The 20,812-nt window shown below is 36.8% G+C and carries 10 protein-coding genes; 7 read left to right on the top strand and 3 right to left on the bottom strand.

Annotated features, from left to right (window positions below):
* Positions 1 to 83 precede the first annotated feature (83 nt).
* Positions 84 to 1,115 (top strand): LacI family DNA-binding transcriptional regulator, encoded by a 1,032-nt coding sequence (locus ACWA1F_RS16565; protein ID WP_456895406.1) that lies wholly within the window; start codon positions 84 to 86, stop codon positions 1,113 to 1,115.
* A 588-nt stretch (positions 1,116 to 1,703) separates the two neighbouring features.
* Here the strand turns inward: ACWA1F_RS16565 and ACWA1F_RS16560 are convergent.
* The gene (locus ACWA1F_RS16560) at positions 1,704 to 2,870 is read right to left on the bottom strand and encodes a DUF4861 family protein (protein WP_456895188.1); all 1,167 of its coding nucleotides are present in this window, start codon (positions 2,868 to 2,870) and stop codon (positions 1,704 to 1,706) included.
* 230 nt (positions 2,871 to 3,100) lie between these two features.
* On the opposite strand from ACWA1F_RS16560, the gene ACWA1F_RS16555 reads away from it, so the two are divergent.
* From ACWA1F_RS16555 to ACWA1F_RS16530, 6 genes are all read left to right on the top strand, one after another.
* Positions 3,101 to 3,739 (top strand): HAD family hydrolase, encoded by a 639-nt coding sequence (locus ACWA1F_RS16555; protein ID WP_456895186.1) that lies wholly within the window; start codon positions 3,101 to 3,103, stop codon positions 3,737 to 3,739.
* A gap of 589 nt (positions 3,740 to 4,328) precedes the next feature.
* On the top strand, positions 4,329 to 7,259 hold the full coding sequence (locus ACWA1F_RS16550) for a triple tyrosine motif-containing protein (RefSeq protein ID WP_456895184.1): 2,931 nt from the start codon (positions 4,329 to 4,331) through the stop codon (positions 7,257 to 7,259).
* A gap of 219 nt (positions 7,260 to 7,478) precedes the next feature.
* Positions 7,479 to 10,865: a family 16 glycosylhydrolase gene (locus ACWA1F_RS16545; RefSeq protein ID WP_456895180.1), complete on the top strand. Its 3,387-nt coding sequence runs from the start codon at positions 7,479 to 7,481 to the stop codon at positions 10,863 to 10,865.
* Positions 10,866 to 10,992: 127 nt separating this feature from the next.
* Positions 10,993 to 13,647: a beta-1,3-glucanase family protein gene (locus ACWA1F_RS16540; protein WP_456895178.1), complete on the top strand. Its 2,655-nt coding sequence runs from the start codon at positions 10,993 to 10,995 to the stop codon at positions 13,645 to 13,647.
* A 172-nt stretch (positions 13,648 to 13,819) separates the two neighbouring features.
* Positions 13,820 to 15,442, top strand: coding sequence for a glycosyl hydrolase family 18 protein (locus ACWA1F_RS16535; protein WP_456895176.1), 1,623 nt, complete (start codon positions 13,820 to 13,822; stop codon positions 15,440 to 15,442).
* A gap of 243 nt (positions 15,443 to 15,685) precedes the next feature.
* Complete coding sequence (locus tag ACWA1F_RS16530) at positions 15,686 to 18,547, top strand: RICIN domain-containing protein (RefSeq protein WP_456895174.1); 2,862 nt, start codon at positions 15,686 to 15,688, stop codon at positions 18,545 to 18,547.
* Between the two features lie 506 nt (positions 18,548 to 19,053).
* Here the strand turns inward: ACWA1F_RS16530 and ACWA1F_RS16525 are convergent.
* Complete coding sequence (locus tag ACWA1F_RS16525) at positions 19,054 to 20,112, bottom strand: SDR family oxidoreductase (protein ID WP_456895172.1); 1,059 nt, start codon at positions 20,110 to 20,112, stop codon at positions 19,054 to 19,056.
* Between the two features lie 86 nt (positions 20,113 to 20,198).
* Complete coding sequence (locus ACWA1F_RS16520; RefSeq protein ID WP_456895170.1) at positions 20,199 to 20,789, bottom strand: Crp/Fnr family transcriptional regulator; 591 nt, start codon at positions 20,787 to 20,789, stop codon at positions 20,199 to 20,201.
* Between the last annotated feature and the right edge of the window lie 23 nt (positions 20,790 to 20,812).

Genomic DNA, 20,812 nt, shown 5'->3' with positions numbered 1-20,812 from the left:
TAGAGAAAAAGTTAACTAAAACAACTTTTCTAAATAAAAAAACGAATAAAGTGTATGTTTAGTAAGAATTTAACTTAAAACGAATTAGTATCATAACAATTAAGAAAATAGCCGAACTCGCCAATACTTCTCCTGGAACGGTAGATAGAATTTTGCATAACCGCGGACAAGTGGCACAGGAAACTGTCGATAAAGTCAATGCAATAATTGAACAGTTTGGTTATAAACGGAATATTCTGGCGAGTAATTTGGCTTTAAACAAAAAATTTCGTTTTGCTGTTTTTCTTCCAAAATCTGAAAAGTTGGAATATTGGAAAAGTCAGGTCGATGGAATAGAAAAAGCGGCTCAAGAGTTTAGCAAATTCGGAATTGTTTTGGATTATTTTTTCTACGATTATAATCTGGCCTCTTTTAAAGAAACCGTTAAAAAAGTAATGCAGTTCACTTGCGACGGTTTGCTTTTTGCTCCTATTTTTTATGAAGATTCTGTTTTGTTTTTAAAGGAATACCAGCAAAAAAGGATCCCCGTTGTCATGATCGATTCGAATATTTCCGAAGAAAACGAACATGCTTATGTGGGGCAGGATGCTTTTCAAAGTGGCTATTTGGCTGGAAGGTTAATCAGTTTTGCGGTTAAAAATGAAAGGCACGTTTTGATTTTTAAAATTGCAAGAGAAATCGAAAGCACTTCGGTTTACTTACAACGCATCAACGGATTTTATTCTTATTTTAAAGATCATGATGAATTGACCAATTTCAAGTTTTCTGAAGTCACAATTAAGGACTCTGGAATTGATCAATTGAGTTTGGAAATGTTTTCTGGTGTAAATAGTGTTTTTGTACCCAATTCACGTGCTTATATTGTAGCCCGATTTTTAGATGAAAATAATATAAAAGGTGTGCGAATTATCGGTTACGATTTATTAAATGAAAACATCGAATATCTCAACAAAGGCGTAATTGATTTCCTGATCAATCAAAGACCAGAACAGCAAGGATATTTTGGAATTAATTATTTATATAAAAAACTGGTTCTTCAGGAATCTGTGGAGAAAACGCAATATATCCCGCTGGAGATTATTTTAAAGGAGAATTATTTTCCTGCTAAGCGATAGTTTTTTTTTCGCCACAAAGGCGCTAAGGCACAAAGTTTTATTTTTAATCGCGTAATCCCGATAGTTATCGGTAGTAGAGGCGCGAAGGTTTATTTTTAAGTTTAGTTTGTCATCCTGACGAAGGAAGGGTCACACTAGAAATTCCTCAAACAAAATTACCAATGTTGGTAGAGTTTACCATTGAGATTCCTCGTTCCTAAATGACAAAAAACTGTTACTTTTTATTGCATATAGCTTATAAAATAGCCCACGGTTTCAACCGTGGCTACGCTACGAATATCCGCAATCGATGATTATTAATAACTGCTTTAATTACAAAACGTTTCCCACGGTTGAAACCGTGGGCTATGTTTGAAATAGCTGATTTTTATTTTTTTTAATGACACCTGACAGGTTTTAAAAACCTGTCAGGTGTAAATGTGTACAGTTCTTTGTAGAGCTACTTGCGTGTCCTTCGACTCCGCTCAGGATGACAAAAAATGAGATCATCAAATCAGCAAAAACTTAAAATAAAACTTTGCGCCTTTGCACGAAATAAAAAACAAAAAACCTTCGTGCCTTAGCGCCTTAGTGGCAAAAAAAAAAAACTTACTTAACCTTCACAACCAAAGGATTATTAATCTTCGTAGCAAAGTCACTCAAATATTTTTCCCATTCCTGCTTAGTCTGAAACGGACTTCCTTTTTTCCATCCAAAACCGACATAATAAATAGCTTTGTTATTTTTAACCGAAATATTTCCGTAAAGATTGCTTAGATCTTTTTCGTCTGTAGCATGATTGTCAAAACTAAGTAAAGAACCTTTTGGAGCAACCAGTCCAGTTCCAATTTCAGAATCGTCGATAGGTTCCCAATAACTCAACCAGCCTTCTTTTAGATTGGTGCCGATAGCTCCTTTTTTCTCATGAAGCGTTAATCCCGCAGCGATTTCTTTTGTTCCTGTGATATTAATTTCAAAACGGGAAAGTTGGCTTCCGTAATCTAAACTAATCAATTTAGATTCTGTTATTTTATTTCCTTTAGCATCCCAATCCGCATACGTTAAAATAAAACTCGTTCTGATTGGACCTGTAGTAATAGTTTTCCAGCTGATGAAATTTTTAGAAAAATAGTATTTTCCATCCACTTTTACTGCAATTCCGCCCACGCCGCGGCTGTCACCTACGTGAAAATTATCCAAACCTTCGCCTGTATCTTTATGATACGTTCCCGTTCCGTTAGTGGCTTTTTCATACCATTTATTAATGATCGGATAATCTACTCTTTTCAGCCAAGCATCAATTCCACTCGTTAAAGTACCACCTGGAATTTTGTCTTCAACCATTTTTTGTGCCACAGGACCGTAAGTTCTAAAAGCCACTTTATTGTTTTCCCATGCATAATCGTCTGTTCGTTCTGGAACGAAACGAGAATAACAGCTAATTACTTTTGATGCAGAAGGATTTGTCCCAACAAAAACTTCAAAATCCTGTTTTGAGTAAGCTTTTATTTTAGGTTGAAAAAGAAGTACATCGGCAATTCCGTCGCCGTCATTGTCAACGGTTTGGGTTTCTAAAAAAGAATTGGTTGCAGCTTCTTTTACAGTGTAATCTTCCAGTTTTGCATTAGCACTTAAACCTAGTAATTTTTTGGTCAACTCAACAGTTTCAAATTCTCTATCGACATTTAAATTATTAGAAATAGTAATGATTTTATTCTGAGAAAAAGCAGTAAAATGAACTGCCAGAATGGTTATGATAAAAAGACGTTTTTTCAAAATTTGTGGGTTTAATAGTTTTCATAAAAGTACAAATCAAATAAGAAATTAAAATACAGATTTGGTGTCATTTTGTACAAAGCTTTTTTAATTAGATAATTGAGGTAATTAGATAATTAGTCAATTTGGGTAATTAGACAATTAAAATAAACATTATCTAATTATCTCAATTACCCCATTATCTCATTAACTTTTTTTTGTAAATTGAAATTTATTAAAAATCAACAAAAATGGTTAAATGTATAATTTTCGATTGTGACGGAGTTTTAGTGGATACAGAGAAAATCGGTAACGGAATACTGCTTGCAATGGCACAGGAACATGGATTTGAAATGGAATTGGAAGATGCGTATCGTTATTTTAATGGCAGAAGTTTAAAAGATTGTTTTTGCCACATTGAAGAAGCCATTGGACAAAATCTCCCAGAAACATTTGAAAACGAATATCGTCAAAAGAGTTTTGAAGCCTTTAGAACTCAGGTAAAACCAATGGAAGGCGTTGAAGATTTTATCAATAACCTAAAAATTCCGTATTGTGTGGCTTCGAGCGGACCCGTAGAAAAGATTCGTTTAAATCTTGAAGTTGCGGGATTGCTAGATAAATTCGAAAATAAAATATATAGCTCGTACCAAATAGACAGTTGGAAACCAGAACCAGGCATATTTCTGCATGCCGCAAAAGAAATGGGATTTGAGGTAAAAGATTGCATTGTGGTCGAAGATAGTAAATCTGGTGTAAAAGCAGGAATTAGCGGCGGATTTAAAGTCTACGGCTTAGTAAATGGTTTTAATAATGAAGATTTAGAAGAAGAAGGAGCAGAGCTTTTTTCTTCTTATGAAGAATTGGGCAGATTGCTGAAAATGTTTTGAACCATATAAGTGATATAAGTTTATTTAAAGAAAGGGTTAGTTTTAGTAATGAAATTTGGAACGGGACTTCTCCCGAAATTTCGGGACGCTCAGCCTGACAGTTTGTTTGTCTTCCTGAGCGAAGTCGAAGGATATGCGCAAAGCTTTGACTAAGTTTATTGATTGGAATTTGGAGTTTTTAAATCTGGAATGGGCTTCGACTCCGCTCAGCCTGACATTTGGTTGTCCTCCTGAGCGAAGGCAAAGGATATGCGCAATTTAGTAGACAGCTTTGTCAAAGTTTAAAACTTTGACAAAGCTTCACGACATTAAAAAAATTATCTCATTTTCACATTCTCTAATTGTCTAATTATCTAATTCAAATAGTCAAATTGACCAATTCTTAATTTAAAATGTAATTTGTTGCATTAAAATTAAATTTTATATATTTGAGTTTGTACATTCTTTTTTTTAGTACGCTTTTCATGTTGAATTTGTAATGCTGTACTAAAGAAATAATACGATTTCCTAGGAAATATCTTTTCCCAAAGAGCTATTTTCAAGTTGTGATTTCCCAAAATCACAAAACTAACCTACAGACACAAACAGAATGATGAAATTTAAAATTAGAATTTTACTTCTATCGCTTTTATTTATTTCCCTAAAAATTAATTCCCAAATCAAAAAGATTGGGGTTCCTTTTATAGCCAATTACAATCCGAAAGTTTATAAAGCTGCGTCTGAAAATTGGGATGTTCTGCAAGATTCTAAAGGCATGATGTTTTTTGCCAATCATTTTGGAATTATGCAGTTTGATGGCGTGCGTTGGGCAATTGTGACGCAGCCAGAAAATCGAAGCATGGTGCGCTCGATGGCTATTGATACAAAGGATAAAATATATGTTGGCGCTCAAGGCGATTTCGGATTTGTGATTCAGCTTCCGAATGGACAATATCAATATACTTCTTTGGTTAAACTGCTTCCAAAATCGGTTCGAAATTTTGGTGATGTGTTGCACACCGTTATCCGAAATAATGAAGTTATCTTTTTTTCTTACGAAGGCATATTTATTTATAAAAACAATACAATCAAAGTAGTAGAACCTCAAACAACCTTTGATGATTTCTTCGAAGTGGGAAAAGAAATGTATGTTTCGGATAATGAAAGGGGATTATTAAAACTAAAAGATAATGTGTTAATTCCAATCGAAAGTGGTCAGAAGTTTGCTGGAATGCAGGTAAGAAAGATTTTTAGCACTAAAAATGGCCTTTTATTATTCACCCAAAAAAACGGTCTTTTTATCTTCAGCGAAAATCAAATCAAGCCTTTTGTGACAGAAGTAGATCATTTGCTGAAGCAGAATCAGATTTCGGCTGGAATTGCACTGTCTGATGGATATTTCGGAATCGGAACGCGTCAATCTGGGTTGATAGTTATAGATAGTGCAGGACATTTGATTCAGCATATCGACAAACAAATGGGGCTTCAGAATGAATATGTGACTAATTTTAAAGTAGATAAAGAAGGAAATTTGTGGGTAACGCTCAAAGGCGGAATTTCACTCATTCAGATTTCATCGCCTTTGTCCAAAATTATAGACAGTTCCAATTCTGAAACCAAAATTTATTGCAGTCAGATTTATGAGAATAAATTGTATATCGGCACCGATAATGGGGTATTTGGGCTGGATTGGGGAGCTTATAAAAGCGGAAAAAGAGAAAACATAACTTTTCAGCATATTTCTGGAATGTCTGAAAATGTCTGGAATGTTGGCGTTTTTGGTAATTCGTTATTGGCTTTTGAAAAAAACGGAATTTTCGAAATCAATGGAAATTCCGCGAAAGCGTTGGCCAAAATAGACGGTGCTTGGCAGGGAATTTTAATTCCGAATCATCCAGATTTATTGCTTGTTGGCGGTTATACCGGACTGTATTTACTCAAAAAAATAAACGGTTCTTGGGTTTTTCAGCATCGGATAAAAGGTTTTGATGAAAGCAGCAGAATTATGGAAACGGATCAGCAAGGAAACATTTGGATTGCACATGGATACAAAGGAATTTACAAACTTAAATTTAATGCAGCATTTGATGCGGTTGCTGATATTCAGTTTTATAATGATAAAAATGGTTTTCCGTCGAGTCTGTTTCTGAATACTTTTAAAGTCGATAATCAGATTTTGTTTGGAACTACAAAAGGAGTTTACAGACAGGATTTACCTTCAAAAAAAATGATTCCAGATCCGCTTTTCAAGAAATACCTCGGATTAGAAAATCATATTCGCTTATTAAAACCAGATCAGCAAAATAATATTTGGTACGTTTCTGGCGAAAATACAGGAAAAATGAGCAAGCAGAAAAACGGAAGTTTTAAGATTGAAGAACTTCCTTTTCGAAAGCTTCGCTATATATATGTTCCTGGTTTCGAAAACATTCAGACGACAAAAAGCGGTGATGTTTTTTTCGGTACACAAGAGGGTTTAATTCATTACAGCGCCATTAAAAACAAAAAATATCAAACCAAATATAAAGCAGTTATTTCTGAGGTTAAATGCATTTTTCCAAAAGATAGTTTGCTGTATTCCAGCCGATATGATGTGCTTCCGAACAAAACAGGATCTGTAGGTGATAAATTCTCGACAGTTTTACCGCATACTAATAACGCACTTCATTTTTCTTTTGCTTCGCTTTGTTTTGATGATGCCGATGCCACGAAATATGAATATTGGTTGGAAGGTTTTGAGCCAGGCTGGTCAGATTACAGTCTGCAGACAGAAAAAGAATATACTAATTTGCCTGAAAACGAATATGTTTTTCACGTACGAGCAAAAAATATGTATGATGTAGTGAGCGAAGAAGCTGTTTTTCGCTTTGAAGTTTTGCCGCCTTGGTACAGAACTTTCTGGGCGTATCTATTGTATTTTGCGCTTTACAGTGTGGTTATTTATCTGATTGTCAGATATCAGAAATTGGTTGCTGGGCGTCAGCGTGAACAATTGATAGAAAATCAGGAGAAGGAATTGCTTAGAAGCCGTGCCGAACTTAACGAGCAGAAACTGACTTTGGAACAGGAAAATATGAATATTATGCGCGAAAATCTCGAAGCAACCATAAACCTGAAAAATGCCAAAGTAGCTTCAAACACGGTCAATTTGATTCATTTAAATGAAATTTTGCTTTCGATAAAAGAACTCATCGCACAGATTGATAAGAAAAATGATCCGAATGTAAATTTCAGTCTTCTCTCTAAAATCAATAAAATTATTGACCACGAATTGCAGGGAGACAAGCATTGGAACGAATTTGAAGAAATTTTCAATCAGTTGCATGATAATTTTATGCAAAGGCTAAAAGCAAGCTATCCTGAACTTACGCCTCGCGACATGCGACTATGTGCTTATTTGCGAATGAACTTTAATACAAAAGAAATTGCACCGCTTTTAGGGATTTCTGTTCGAGGTGTTGAAGATACCCGATACCGTATTCGCAAAAAACTACAGCTTCCTTCTGATACTAATATTACCGAATTCATTCTTAATTTTTAAATTTTTATTAAGAAGTAAAATCCTAAGTACTTATACGTGTTTTTAGAGTTGATTTTTAGATGTTTTTTTATAGTACCGTAGTCAAACCGTACTCTAAAATGTAAGTCTAGCCTGATTTTTTAGTTAATATTGCGCTGTTATTGTCGGAAAATACAAACTGTTTTGTAAAGCAGTCTGCATTCAAGAAATGACATTTACTAACTAAAAACCTATTTAAAAATGAATCAAAATGACTCTTTTTTCGGCCGACCACCGAAAAGCAATTCTTATTTTTTTAAACAATTTTGTGTTGCAGTTTTCATCTTACTGTTGCCATTTTTTAAAACTCATGCCCAATGCAATACGCTTGTTTGGTCTGATGAGTTTAACGGCACAACAGTAGATTTAACCAAATGGCAGAGCATATCAGGAAACGGCTGTCCGTCGCTCTGCGGATTCGGAAATGCTGAGGCACAGCGTTACGACCCCAATCAGGCAACAATTGTAAAAGAAGGAGCAAACAGCTATTTAAATATAGAGGCTAAGTATGCGCCAAATGCTCAATTTCCAGATCAGCCGTACGCTTCTTCAAAATTGACTACAGAAGGAAAATATGCTTTAAAATACGGGAGAGTTGAAGCCCGTATGAAACTTTCTAACGGACAGGGCGCTTGGCCTGCTTTCTGGATGCTTCCAGTAAACGGAAACTGGCCATTTACGGGAGAAATTGATATTATGGAAGCCAAACACAGAAACCCAAAATCGGTAGACGGAACCATTCATTATGATGGCGGAGGCTATCAGTTTACGGGTAGAAGTTATAGTTCGCCAATTGATTTATCAGCAGATTTTCATGTGTATGCTGTAGAATGGGGACCAAATATCATTAAATGGTTTGTAGATGATGTACTGTTTCACACGGCAACCCCAAATACAACCGTAAATAGCGGATGGCCTTTTAATGACAGCAATTTTTATATTATTCTGAATCTCGCAGTTGGAAGCTACGGAACGCCTTACACGAGAGTTAACGGTACGGGAGTAGAGCCAATTCCTGCCGATTTCCCAGCAAAATTACAAGTCGATTATGTTCGTGTTTACGATGGGAGTTTTAAATATGCGGTAACAGGCGATAACAAAGTATACCAAAATGAAACTAGTAAAACCTATTCTGTAAATGCAATTGCGGGGGCGACCTACAACTGGACAGTTCCAGCAGGCGCAACAATTGCATCAGGACAGGGAACAAATTCGATTACTGTAAATTGGGGAACTTCTGGAGGAGATGTTTCTGTGGCTGCAACAGTTTCTGGCTGTAATGTCAACAACTACAAACTGGCGGTTACAACCGAACCCGCTTTGCCAGTTGAAAAAATACATGAAGATTTTCAAAGTAATCGAAATGTATTGTACCCTGTAAAAACAGGAGTTTTGACAGAAGCTGTTGCGAATCCTTCTGCAACTGGAATAAACACTTCTGCTTTGGTTGGAAGATATGTTCGAAATTCAAGCGAATTGTATGATGTGTTGAATATCAGAAATGTAACTATCACAAATGCGAACGATTATGTTTACGGAAGGAAAAGACTTTCTTTTGATATTTATACTTCGGCGCCGGTTGGAACCAAAATTTCGATGCAGTTAGAAAACAGCAACGTAACAACGGCAACCAATTATCCGTTAGGAAGACATAGCGGTTTTAAAGCAACGACTACGGTTCAGAACAAATGGGAAACGATTGAATTTGAGTTCGAAAAAGTAATCGATCCTAATACGAGCGCTTTAACCATCAATAATGTGGTGGTTCTTTTTGAATCGAATTCGAATTCAGGAGCGACCTATTATTTTGATAATCTGCTGACAAAAGCGGCACCAGAAAAACCAATTATTGCTACTGACATTCTACAAAACTACGACGGAATCAATAAAATTATAAAAGGAACAACAACAGGAACGTATTCTGTTGTGGCAAATCCTGGAAGTAATTCGGTTAACGCTTCCGCGAATGTGGCAAGGTATGTTAGAAATGTAACAGAGCAATATGACGTTTTGTTTTTCAATACGCAAAGCACGATCGAAGATGCTGGTTTATTAAAAAATCAGACCAATAAAATTATGATCGATGTCTATACTTCTGCACCGATTGGTACCGTGGTAAGTTTGAATTTAGAAAACAGTGCAACATCGCTTCCAGCCAATTATCCGACAGGGAGAAATAGTAACTATGTCGCAATTACAACCAAACAAAATCAATGGGAAACGCTGACTTTCTATTACAATTCGAGTCCAGATGCAGGAACTTCAAATTTGGCAGTAAATCAAATGGTTTTATTGTTTAATTCTGGTTCTTATACCAATGATACGTATTATTTTGATAACATTAGAATTGGTTCTACCAAAGTGCCAGATACTTTTATGCCTGGCGTAGTGTACGAAGATTATCAGACTATTCACACTATCACATTTAGAGACGCTATCGGAACGTATACGCCAAACACGGCAAACCCAAATGCAAGTGGAATCAATACGTCTTCAAATGTTGGAAAATATGTTCGTAAATCGACTGAATTATACGATAACTTCTCTTTCAATACCACTTTAACCAATATTGGAGATTTCAAAGGCGGCGTTAAAAAATTCGCTATGGACGTTTACACTTCTGCGCCAGTTGGATCGGTTATTTCTTGGCAGGCAGAAAGTAGCGCTTCGGTTCCGTCCAATTATCCAGTTGGAAGACATAGTATTTATCAAGGTGTTGTAAAACAAAGCAATGCTTGGCATACGATAACTTTTACATACGCAAGTTCTCCAGACGCGTCGACATCAGACAGCGAAGTAAACCGTTTTGTTTTCTTGTTTGAACCGGGAACCAATTCTGGAAACACCTATTATTTCGATAATTTAAGAGCTTTAAATTTAGTATCGACAGAAAATCCGAATCCGACTGTGAATTTAGCTTTAAATAAAACAGCGACAGCTTCGACATTAGAAAATACAACGTTTACTGCAAACCAAGCAACAGACGGAAATGCTGGTACAAGATGGGCGAGTTCTTTTGCCAACGCAACCGAATGGATTTATGTTGATTTAGGAGCCAATTACAATCTGAACAGAGTTGTTTTAAAATGGGAAGCTGCTTATGCAACTCAATATAAAATTCAGCTTTCTGCAGATAATGTTTTCACTGAAAGCGAAACGATCAATACGCAAACGGCTTCAGATGGAGGGACAGACGATTTAGCGGTAAGCGGATCAGGAAGATATTTGAGAATTTTGGGTAATGCAAAAGCTTTGGCTCCTTACGGATATTCGTTATACGAAATAGAAGCTTACGGCTCATCTTCGACAGCTAGAATGGCTTTGAATGTTTCGGAAGAACCTCAGACAGAAGAAGTTGTTTTTGCAATCTATCCAAATCCGACGACTAATTATGTTCAGGTTTCATCTCCTGAAAATTTAAACAATAAAGTCATTACAATTTATGACAATACAGGAAATTTGATTTTAGAAAATAAACCTCAAGCAAACGAAAGCGTAATTGACGTTAGTAAACTTCGTAGAGGAATCTATATTCTAAATTTCAAATCAGACCAGAAAAGCTGGACAAAAAAGCTGATTAAGAAATAATTTTTAAATCCGTTGGGTGCGATTTCAAGGAGGGCATACCAAATTGCACCTGGCGGATCATTTAGTCATTACTGCGAAAATGACTTTGGTTTAAAATCTCTTTACGTAACCCCAAAATTATTTAGATATGAAAAGAATTAGACTACAAAGATTTTCCATTTTGACGACACTATTTTTAGTGTTTTCAAATCTAATGCACGGACAGGGACCCATCCCGTTCACAATAAGCAATAATTCACCCTTTGCCGACACCGAATTATATGTTGCGATTGTCGGAATCGATTATACCACAGGAAACCACGTTTGGGTGAATGCCAAAACAAGTCAGGTTTTACCAATGAATGCTTCTTACAATACAGTTATAGGACCAACTTACGGCGGAAACACTGGGCCGGGGCAAAACTCCAAATATGCGGCATGTTTTACCAAGCTGAGCGAAATTCCAAACAAAACCTTCACTTTGCCATTAATTGCAGGCTGTCGAGTTTTTATTTCGAAAGGATCACAACTGTATTTCTACTTTTTTGGAGCTAGCGGAGCGCCTTCAGGATATGCATCGCCAAATCCGCAGAATGCAACAGATCCGAATCAGGGAATTTTGTATGAAATGATTGAGCTGACAAATAATCAGCACGGTTTCTTCGGAAATCCAACTCGTGTAGATTCATACAAATATCCAATGGGATTAGAATTATTCGGTGCAAACGGCTATCAGAAAAAAGTGGGAGATTTGAAAAAACACGCAGATATTGTGGCCGCTTTTAAAGCGAATGTTCCTGCAGAATTTCAAGGTTGTGTAAACGATGCAACGGGAGAAATTACAGCGCCTTCTAAAACTCCTGCTTACGCGGAAGGATCTGGACCACACGCCAATTATTTAAAATCGTATATCGATGCGATCTGGAACAAATATAAAAATGAAGATTTGATTTTTTACGCCGGAGACGCTGGAGTTTTTAAAGGAAGAGTTATTGGCGAACAACTAGAAATGGTTGGACAATCTGGAGCTTTTATTGGAAGAACAGGACGCGTGCAAAACCGTCCGAGCACGCAAGAAGCTTTGGAAGGAAAAGGAGTTTTGGACAGAAGATTGGTCGATGGAGATTTGGATCTTGTGATTCAGGCACAATTAACAGCTGCGATAAATCGCCATGTTGTGAATACAACGACTGCAAATCCGGGTCAGCAAAACTGGTACGATGCATCGAAATATTATCAGGTAAATCCAACCAATCATTATTCTAAATTCTGGCATTTACCAGGAATTAATATTGATAATCTAGCCTACGGATTTGCTTATGATGACGTTGCAGATCAGTCGCCATCGCTTCATTCGCCACAGCCAACAAAAGTAATTGCTGTTTTTGGAGGATATTTTGGACTTACAACGCCTTCTGTTCCAGCTTCCACAGATGTAATTACCGTTTACAAAGATTGTAACTACACTGGTTTCTCAGGCGGATTAACAATTGGCGATTACAACTTGGCACGTTTAAATTCTTTAGGAGTTTTAAATGATGATATTTCGTCACTTAAAGTGGCACAAGGCTATAAAGCGATTTTATACATGGATGATAACTTTACAGGAATTTCAACCACAATTACTTCAGATACTTCTTGTTTGAATACGACTTGGAATGACAAAGTAACTTCTATACGAATTCTTCCTAACGGAGTTACCACTTTAGGAAACCAGACTTTCTTCCTTCAAAACAGAAATAGTAATCTGTATATGGATGTTTGGACAGCTAGTATGGCTAACGGAGCAGGAATCAACCAAGGTGCTTTGACTTCTGGAAACAATCAGAAATTTACTTTCACACATTTAGGAGACGGAATGTACAAAATCATTGCGAACCACAGCGGTATGTCTATGGATATCAATAATTTCAATAAAGCCAATGGCGCAAGAGTAGAACAATATCCATACAATGCGACAACCAATCAGCAGTTTATTTTGGTAGATGCAGGAAGCGGATTCTATAAAATTGTTGCCCGCCATAGCGGAAGAATTGTTGAGGTCGCAGGAGCAAGCACAGCTTCGGGCGCAATTGTACAGCAATGGGATAATAACAACCAAACTTGCGGACAATGGAAGTTGGTTCCAGCAACATCTTCACAAACTTCAGTTTTAATTCAGGCAGAAGATTATTCAGCAATGAGCGGTATTCAGGTTGAAGCTACTACAGATACAGGCGGGGGATCAAATGTGGGTTATACTGAAACTGGCGATTGGTTAGCATACAACAGCATCAATTTCCCAACAACAGGCTCTTATTTAATTGAATATAGAGTGGCAAGTGCTTCTGGCGGAGTTCTTTCTTCAGATTTAAATGCAGGTGCTATTGTTTTAGGCAATGTTACGGTTCCAAATACTGGCGGCTGGCAAAACTGGCAAACTGTTTCGCAAACCGTAAACGTAAATGCAGGAACATACAATTTCGGAATCTATATTCAGACTACGGGAATGAATATCAACTGGATTAAAATCACAAAAGTTGGAGCAGGAGCAACAGCAAGAATAGCAGCTGTTGAAACTTTAGAAGAAGAAGCAACTTCAACCGAACTTACAGTATATCCAAGTCCAGCAGAAAGCACACTTTATGTAACTACAGCAGTAAGCGGAGAAAAAGTAAGCATAATAGATCAGACTGGAACTGTTGTGTCTCAGCAAAAAATCAGTAATAATAGTATTGATGTATCAAGATTAAGAACCGGAATTTATTTTGTGGTTTTGGATCAGAATGGTAAAAAAGTGATCAAACGTTTTATTAAAAAATAATTTTAGATTTTAGAATGCAGATTTTAGATTGATTTACTGTTAGTTGTAAAAATTCCGCTTGAATTTGGACGCAGTCCAATTCAAGCGAATCTAAAATCTGCAATCTACCTTTTAAACTCATAAATACCGTCCCAATTATTTACGAATTTATTAATCTATTAAAACAATTATTATGAAAAACAATTACCAAAGGTTGCCGCTAAAATGGACAATCATTTTAGTATTAGGAGTTTTTAATCTGTCGATTGCGCAGAAAAAAGTAATCGCTTATATCCCCAACTGGATCGATTTAAATGCTTTTTCAAGCACTATCCAGTATAGTAAATTGACTCATATTAATATTGCTTTTGAAAATCCAGATGCCAATGGATATCTGACTTTTAATTCAGGGAGTAATGCGATTATTAACACGGCGCATGCTAATAATGTAAAAGTTTTTGTTTCTCTTGGAGGAGGCTCAGTTTCAGAAGGCGGAGCGATTCGCGACAATTATTTCAATCTGATAACACCAGCCAACAGAACCGCTTTTATCCAAAAAATCTACGATTATGTGGTAGCGCATAATTTTGACGGAGTCGATGTAGATTTGGAAGGTCCAGCAATTAATGGAGACTACGGCGGATTTGTAATTGCCTTGGCGAATAAATTGCATGCCAACGGAAAATTGATTTCAGCAGCGCTTTCAGAAGGATATGGTGGTGCAAATGTACCTTCATCTACTTTTGCGGCGTATGACTGGATCAATATCATGGCGTATGATGCAACAGGACCTTGGGCACCAGGAAATCCAGGACAGCATTCTCCTTACAGTATGGCGGTAAATCAGTTTAATTATTGGACAGGCCGCGGATTGCCGGCAAGCAAAGCTGTGATCGGACTTCCGTTTTACGGTTACGGATTTGGAGCTTCTGCCAATCAGGGAATTTCGTATGCGAATATCGTAGCGCAATATCCAGGTGCAGAAAATGTAGATCAAGTTGGAAATACGATTTATTACAACGGAATTCCAACCATCAAACAAAAAACAACTTTTGCAATTCAGAATGCTGCGGGAGTTATGATTTGGGAATTATCTCAAGATGCAACTGGAGCAAAATCATTATTAACAGCTGTTGATCAGGTTGTAAAAGGAAGTAACCCTCCAGGAACAGGAACTTTGATTCAGGCTGAAAATTACAACACGATGAGCGGCGTTCAGACAGAAGCTACAACAGATACTGGCGGTGGATTAAACGTTGGCTATTGCGATACAGGAGATTGGATGGCGTATTACAATATCAATTTTCCAACTTCAGGAAATTATGTAATTGAATATCGCGTATCAAGTGCTGTTACAGGAGGAAGATTGTCATCTGATTTAAATGCAGGAACGATTCAGCTTGGTGCTGTGAATGTTCCTAATACTGGAGGCTGGCAAAACTGGCAGACGATTACACAAACTGTAAACGTAAATGCAGGAACGTACAATTTCGGAATTTATGTTCAAAATACAGGTTTCAATATCAACTGGTTTAGAATTACAAAATCGGCTTCTGCTTTGGCTGCGAAATCAGCATCTTCAGATTCTATTGAAAGTTTGAGTGTTTATCCAAATCCAACAGAAAGCCAGCTTTACTTTTCAGCTGAAGTTACTGGCGGAAATGTCAATATCATCAATACAGAAGGAGGCGCAACGGTTTCTTCTCAAACAGTAAATAACAATAGTATTGATGTCTCAACTTTAAAAACAGGAGTTTATCTGATTTCTGTAGAAAAAAACGGAATCAAAACGGTGAGACGTTTTATTAAGAAATAGATTTTTTTTTAACCGCAAAGGCGCAATCCCGATAGCTATCGGGAACGCAAAGTTCGCAAAGAGTTTTTCTATAAAAGACTCAATAAATTGAAAAAAGTTCACAAAGCTGGGTTTACACACAGCTTTGCGAACTTAATATTTAGATATTGCTTGCGTTCCAAATTGGAAAAAAACTTAGCGTGCTTTGCGTTAAAAAAAAAACTCAGCATCAAAATTTAACAAATCTTATTAACCCCAAATTATATGAAAAACAACTACAAATTTCATTTTAGTATATTACTGTTTCTCGCCGTCGGAAGCTTCGCTTTTGCACAGACTTCCTTAGGATCGAGTAAAACTTTTTTAAATAATTTAAAGAAAGGACTTGCAACTTCCGCAACAGGAAAAAGTGCCGAAAAGACCGTTTTACTTCAGGCTGAAAAAACAAGCTTTAACGGAAAAATAAACTACAAAGAATCCAACGAATCGAGCGAGTTTTTAATAGGTGAAATTAAAAATATAGCTGAATCTTCTTTTTATATCAAAGTAAAAGACAAATCACTAGAAGGGCATATTCTTTTAAAGAAAACCAGAGAAGCCTACAAATATTTTTCTGATGCTCAGGGAAATGCTTTTGTAGAAAAAGTAGACATCAACACTTTGGTTTGTATCGATTATGAAAATGTTCCGACACAAGACAATACCGCAAGCAAAACTGCTGTTGCTACAGAAATTGCACCGGCATTGTTAGATCTGCAAAGTTTACCAGGAGCTGCAGGCTGTATAATGCTTGATTTTGACGGTTATTATATGCCAGCAGGAAATCTTTGGAACAACGGAAATGCAATCAATGCAGCGCCATCTGGAATGAACGATGCAGCGGTACAACAGCATTGGGAAGTAGTTTCAGAAGATTATCGTCCGTTTAATGTAAATGTTACCACAAACGAAGCCGTTTTTAATTCTTATCCAAGAAACAGAAGAATGCGCGTAGTTGTGACAACAACCAATACTGCTGCGCCAGGAGCGGGTGGAGTAGCGTATATCGGTTCTTTTAACTGGGATAACGATGTCCCTTGCTGGGTGTTTATCACTTCTGGAAAATCAGGAGGAGATGCTTCTTCTCACGAAGTGGGACATACTTTTGACTTAGGTCACGACGGACGCACCAATCCTGCAGAAGATTATTTCCTTGGTTTAGACGGAACTTCTTGGGCACCAATTATGGGTGCGGGCTATTACAGACCTGTCGTACAATGGAGTAAAGGGCAGTACAATTATGCTAATAATTTACAAGATGATGTTGCTATAATTGCTAGTGCTAAGTTTGGAGTGGGTTACCGCGGTGACGATTATGGAAATACTACGGCTTCTGCAGCCAATTTAGATTATAACGCAAGCGGTCAGATTAATCAAAGAAATGGAATTATTTCGAGTGAAGCCGATTACGATTTCTTCACTTTTACAACGGGTGGCGGAAATGTTTCGATCAATGCCAATACGGTTTCGAGAGACGGAAATCTACATCTTTTGATTCGATTGTATAATTCTGCTGGTGCGGAGATGGGAACGTACTGGAATTCTGATCCGTTTGCTTTGAATGCTTCTATGAATGTTAATCTTCCGGCGGGAAAATATTTTATAGGAGTTGACGGAAACGGTGCCGGAAATGTTGGAGCAGGAGGTTATTCGGCTTACGGTTCTATCGGAAGTTATTCGATTACGGGAACTATTCCGCCGGGAGGAAATATAGCGTCTTCTACAGATGTAATTACGGTTTACAAAGATTGTAACTACACAGGATTTTCGGGCGGATTAACTATTGGTGATTATAATCTGGCAAGATTAAATTCTTTAGGAGTTTTAAATGATGATATTTCTTCACTTCGAATTACTCAAGGTTATCAGGCGATTTTGTATCAAGACGATAATTTTACAGGAGCTTCAACGGTTATTAATTCTGATAATTCTTGTTTGAATACGACTTGGAATGACAAAGTAAGTTCAATTCGAATTATTGCCAACGGAGTTGCGACTTTAGGAAACCAAACTTTCTTTCTTCAAAATAGAAACAGTGGTTTGTATATGGACGTTTGGTCGGCAAGCATGTCAAATGGAGCGGGAATTAATCAAGGCGGTTTGACTTCTGGAAACAATCAGAAATTTACGTTTACGCATTTAGGAGACGGAATGTATAAAATTATTGCGAATCACAGCGGTCAGTCAATGGACGTGAATGGTTTTAATAAAGTGAATGGTACACGTGTAGAACAATATCCGTATAACGGAACAACGAATCAGCAGTTCATTTTAGTTTCTACAGGAGACGGATTCTATAAAATTGTTGCCCGCCACAGCGGAAGAATTGTTGAGGTGGCTGGAGCAAGCACTGCTTCTGGAGCCATTGTACAGCAATGGGACAACAACAATCAAACCTGCGGACAGTGGAAATTGATTGCAACGACAACTTCTCAAACTTCAACTTTAATTCAGGCCGAAGACTATTCAGCGATGAACGGTATTCAGGTCGAAGCTACAACAGACACCGGCGGAGGCTCTAATGTGGGGTATACCGAAACAGGTGACTGGCTGGCTTACAATAATATTAATTTCCCAACAAGTGGTTCATATTTAATTGAATATAGAGTTGCAAGTGCTTCAGGCGGTGTACTTTCTTCAGATTTAAATGCTGGCGCTATTGTGTTAGGAAATGTAACTGTTCCTAATACTGGAGGATGGCAAAACTGGCAGACGGTGACTCAAAATGTAAACGTAAATGCTGGAACATACAATTTCGGAATCTACATTCAAAATACAGGAATGAATATCAACTGGATTAGAATTACAAAAGTCGGAAATGCTGCGCCAATCGCAACGACTGCTGAAATTGTACAAGCAGAAAATAATGCACTAATTGTATATCCAAACCCTGTTGTAGATTTACTATCGTTTACAACTGATGTAGTCGGTGGAAAAACGACAGTTATCGATGCACAGGGAACTGTTGTGGCCTCTCAAAGTATAAATGAAAATAGTTTGAATGTTAGTCAGTTAAATAGAGGCATTTATTTCCTAATCCTAGAAAAAGACGGCAAAAAAACAATTAAACGATTTATAAAGAAATAAAAATAAACCCATTTGCCATAATGGTTTTAAACACGTTACATTTTTTGGTTTTAATGTAATGAAAGGCTGTCAGAGATGATGGCCTTTTTTATTGCGTGGTAATTTTTAACGCAGAGGGCGCAAAGGTTTTTTACTTCTCTTTGAGCTAAGCAAACGCAAAGATCGCAAAGCTTTGAGGATAAATTTTTAATACAAAGTAGCATTGACAAGACTTTGCGACTCTGCGTCTTTGCGAGATTAAAAAAAACTTAGCGTGCTTTCAATAAACTTTTCTGTCTTCCTGAGCGAAGTCGAAGGATATGTTCAAAGTAACCCCAGAGTATGTCATCCCGAGGAACGAGGGATCTCCGTAAGATGCTCGACAAAGATTGATTATCTGTGCGGAGTTACTTGTGGAGATCCCTCGTTCCTCGGGATGACAAATATTACGTATAAGCTTTGCGAACTTAAATTTTATAAAATCCTACTCAAAAATTCTTTGCGTTCTTTGCGATAATTTTTCAGATTTAAGGAATAACTTTTTTAAGACGAAATTCATCAAAAAGAGCAAAGAACATTTCTTCGGTATCTATGAATTCATGAAAACCAAGACGTCTTGCTTTAGTTCCATCTGAGAAAAAATCATAATCCCAAGAAAAAACAAAATCGCCAAATTCCCAAGCCGCTAATTTATCATAACAGTATTGCTCTAAATTGTATTTTTCCTGCATCTCTTTCCAAAGAACATCTTTATCTGCCATAACCGATTTTAACTGCATTTGAAGCGGTTGATCAACAGGAATTTCAAAATATGCCGCAATTTTTGGCCAAAGTTCTTCCCATCTAAACAAATCTCCATTAGTAATATTAAAGGCTTGATTGGCACATTTAGGATTTGTTGCCGCCCAAACAGTAGCTTTAGCCAATAATCCTGCATCGGTCATGTCCATTAATTTATGGTATGCTCCAGTTTTTCCAGGAAATCTGAGCGGAATATTTAATTCTTTAGAAATTGAAGCATAAACAGCAATTAAAAGAGCTAGATTCATCGGGTTTCCAAGTGCCGTTCCGCCAACTACAGACGGACGAATGGCACTCCAACTCCAATTTTTTCCTTCTTGTTTTTTCTCTAAATAGTGCTGTTGATAAGTATTAAATTCTGGTGGCATATGTCCTGCATCAGTTTCTTTGGCTGGAGTTTTAAAAGGTCCAAGGTGCGCGCCATAAACTTTGTATCCTTGCATGAGACTAATATGCTGAAGATTTTTAGATATGGGTTCAATTGTTTCAACTACATTTTGAAACATTTTCATATTAGGCTCGACAAGTTCAGACCAAGAAGGACGATCTTGATAGGCGGCGTAAAAAATATGCGTAACATTTTTCAGTTCTGATAGCTGTTTTTTACAGTTTTCGATATCAAGTAAATCAACAGAAATGAATTTTAAATTCTCACTATCTGTTCCTCCTTTTCTAGAAAGCCCAATAACAGTCCAATTTTTTGTAGATAAAAGATAATCAATAAGTTTTGTGCCAATTACTCCGTTTGCGCCAACTACTAAAGCGGTGTTTTTATTTGTTTCCATTTTCTTTGTATTTAAATTCTTTACAAAGTTCTGGTGGTTTCAACAGATTAAAAATGAAGTAGATTATATAAAAAGGTTGAAGTAGTTCAACTTTTATTTTTTAATTTTTTGTTTCGTATTTTAGATAAAAACTCAGTTGTCATACCTAGATAAGACGCCAATGTATATTGCGGCACACGCTGTACAACCAAAGGAAATTCGGTATTAAAACTTTCGAAACGTTCTTCTGCAGAAGAAGTAAGATTCATAATAATTCTTCGCTGAAAAGCTGCGGCGGTACGTTCAGCGGTAATGCGAAAAAAGGTTTCAAATTTAGGGTTCGCGTTTTTTAATTTTGTTTCAGCATCAAAATCTAATTGCAAAATAACCGCATCCTCAAGCGCAACAACAAACATCGTGGCGGGCTTTTGATAAATGTAACTATTGTAGTCAGAAATCCACCAATCTTCAATGGCAAACGCAATCGTGTGCTCCTGTCCATCATCGCTTACCACATAAGCCCTTAAAGCGCCTTTTAGAACATAACTTCTATATTTTGCTATAAAATCAGGCTGTACAATAAATTGCCTTTTTTTAATTTTAGTGACTTTAAATTCAGTTATAAATTGATTAAGCTCTTCGTCAGAAAATGCTACACGAGCTTGCAAATGATCTATTAAAGACTGGTATTCTGTCATTTTTTCCAATTTATTTCTAGGTT

The organism is Flavobacterium erigeronis, from assembly GCF_054075165.1.
This window is presented reverse-complemented; position numbering and strand designations above follow the sequence as displayed.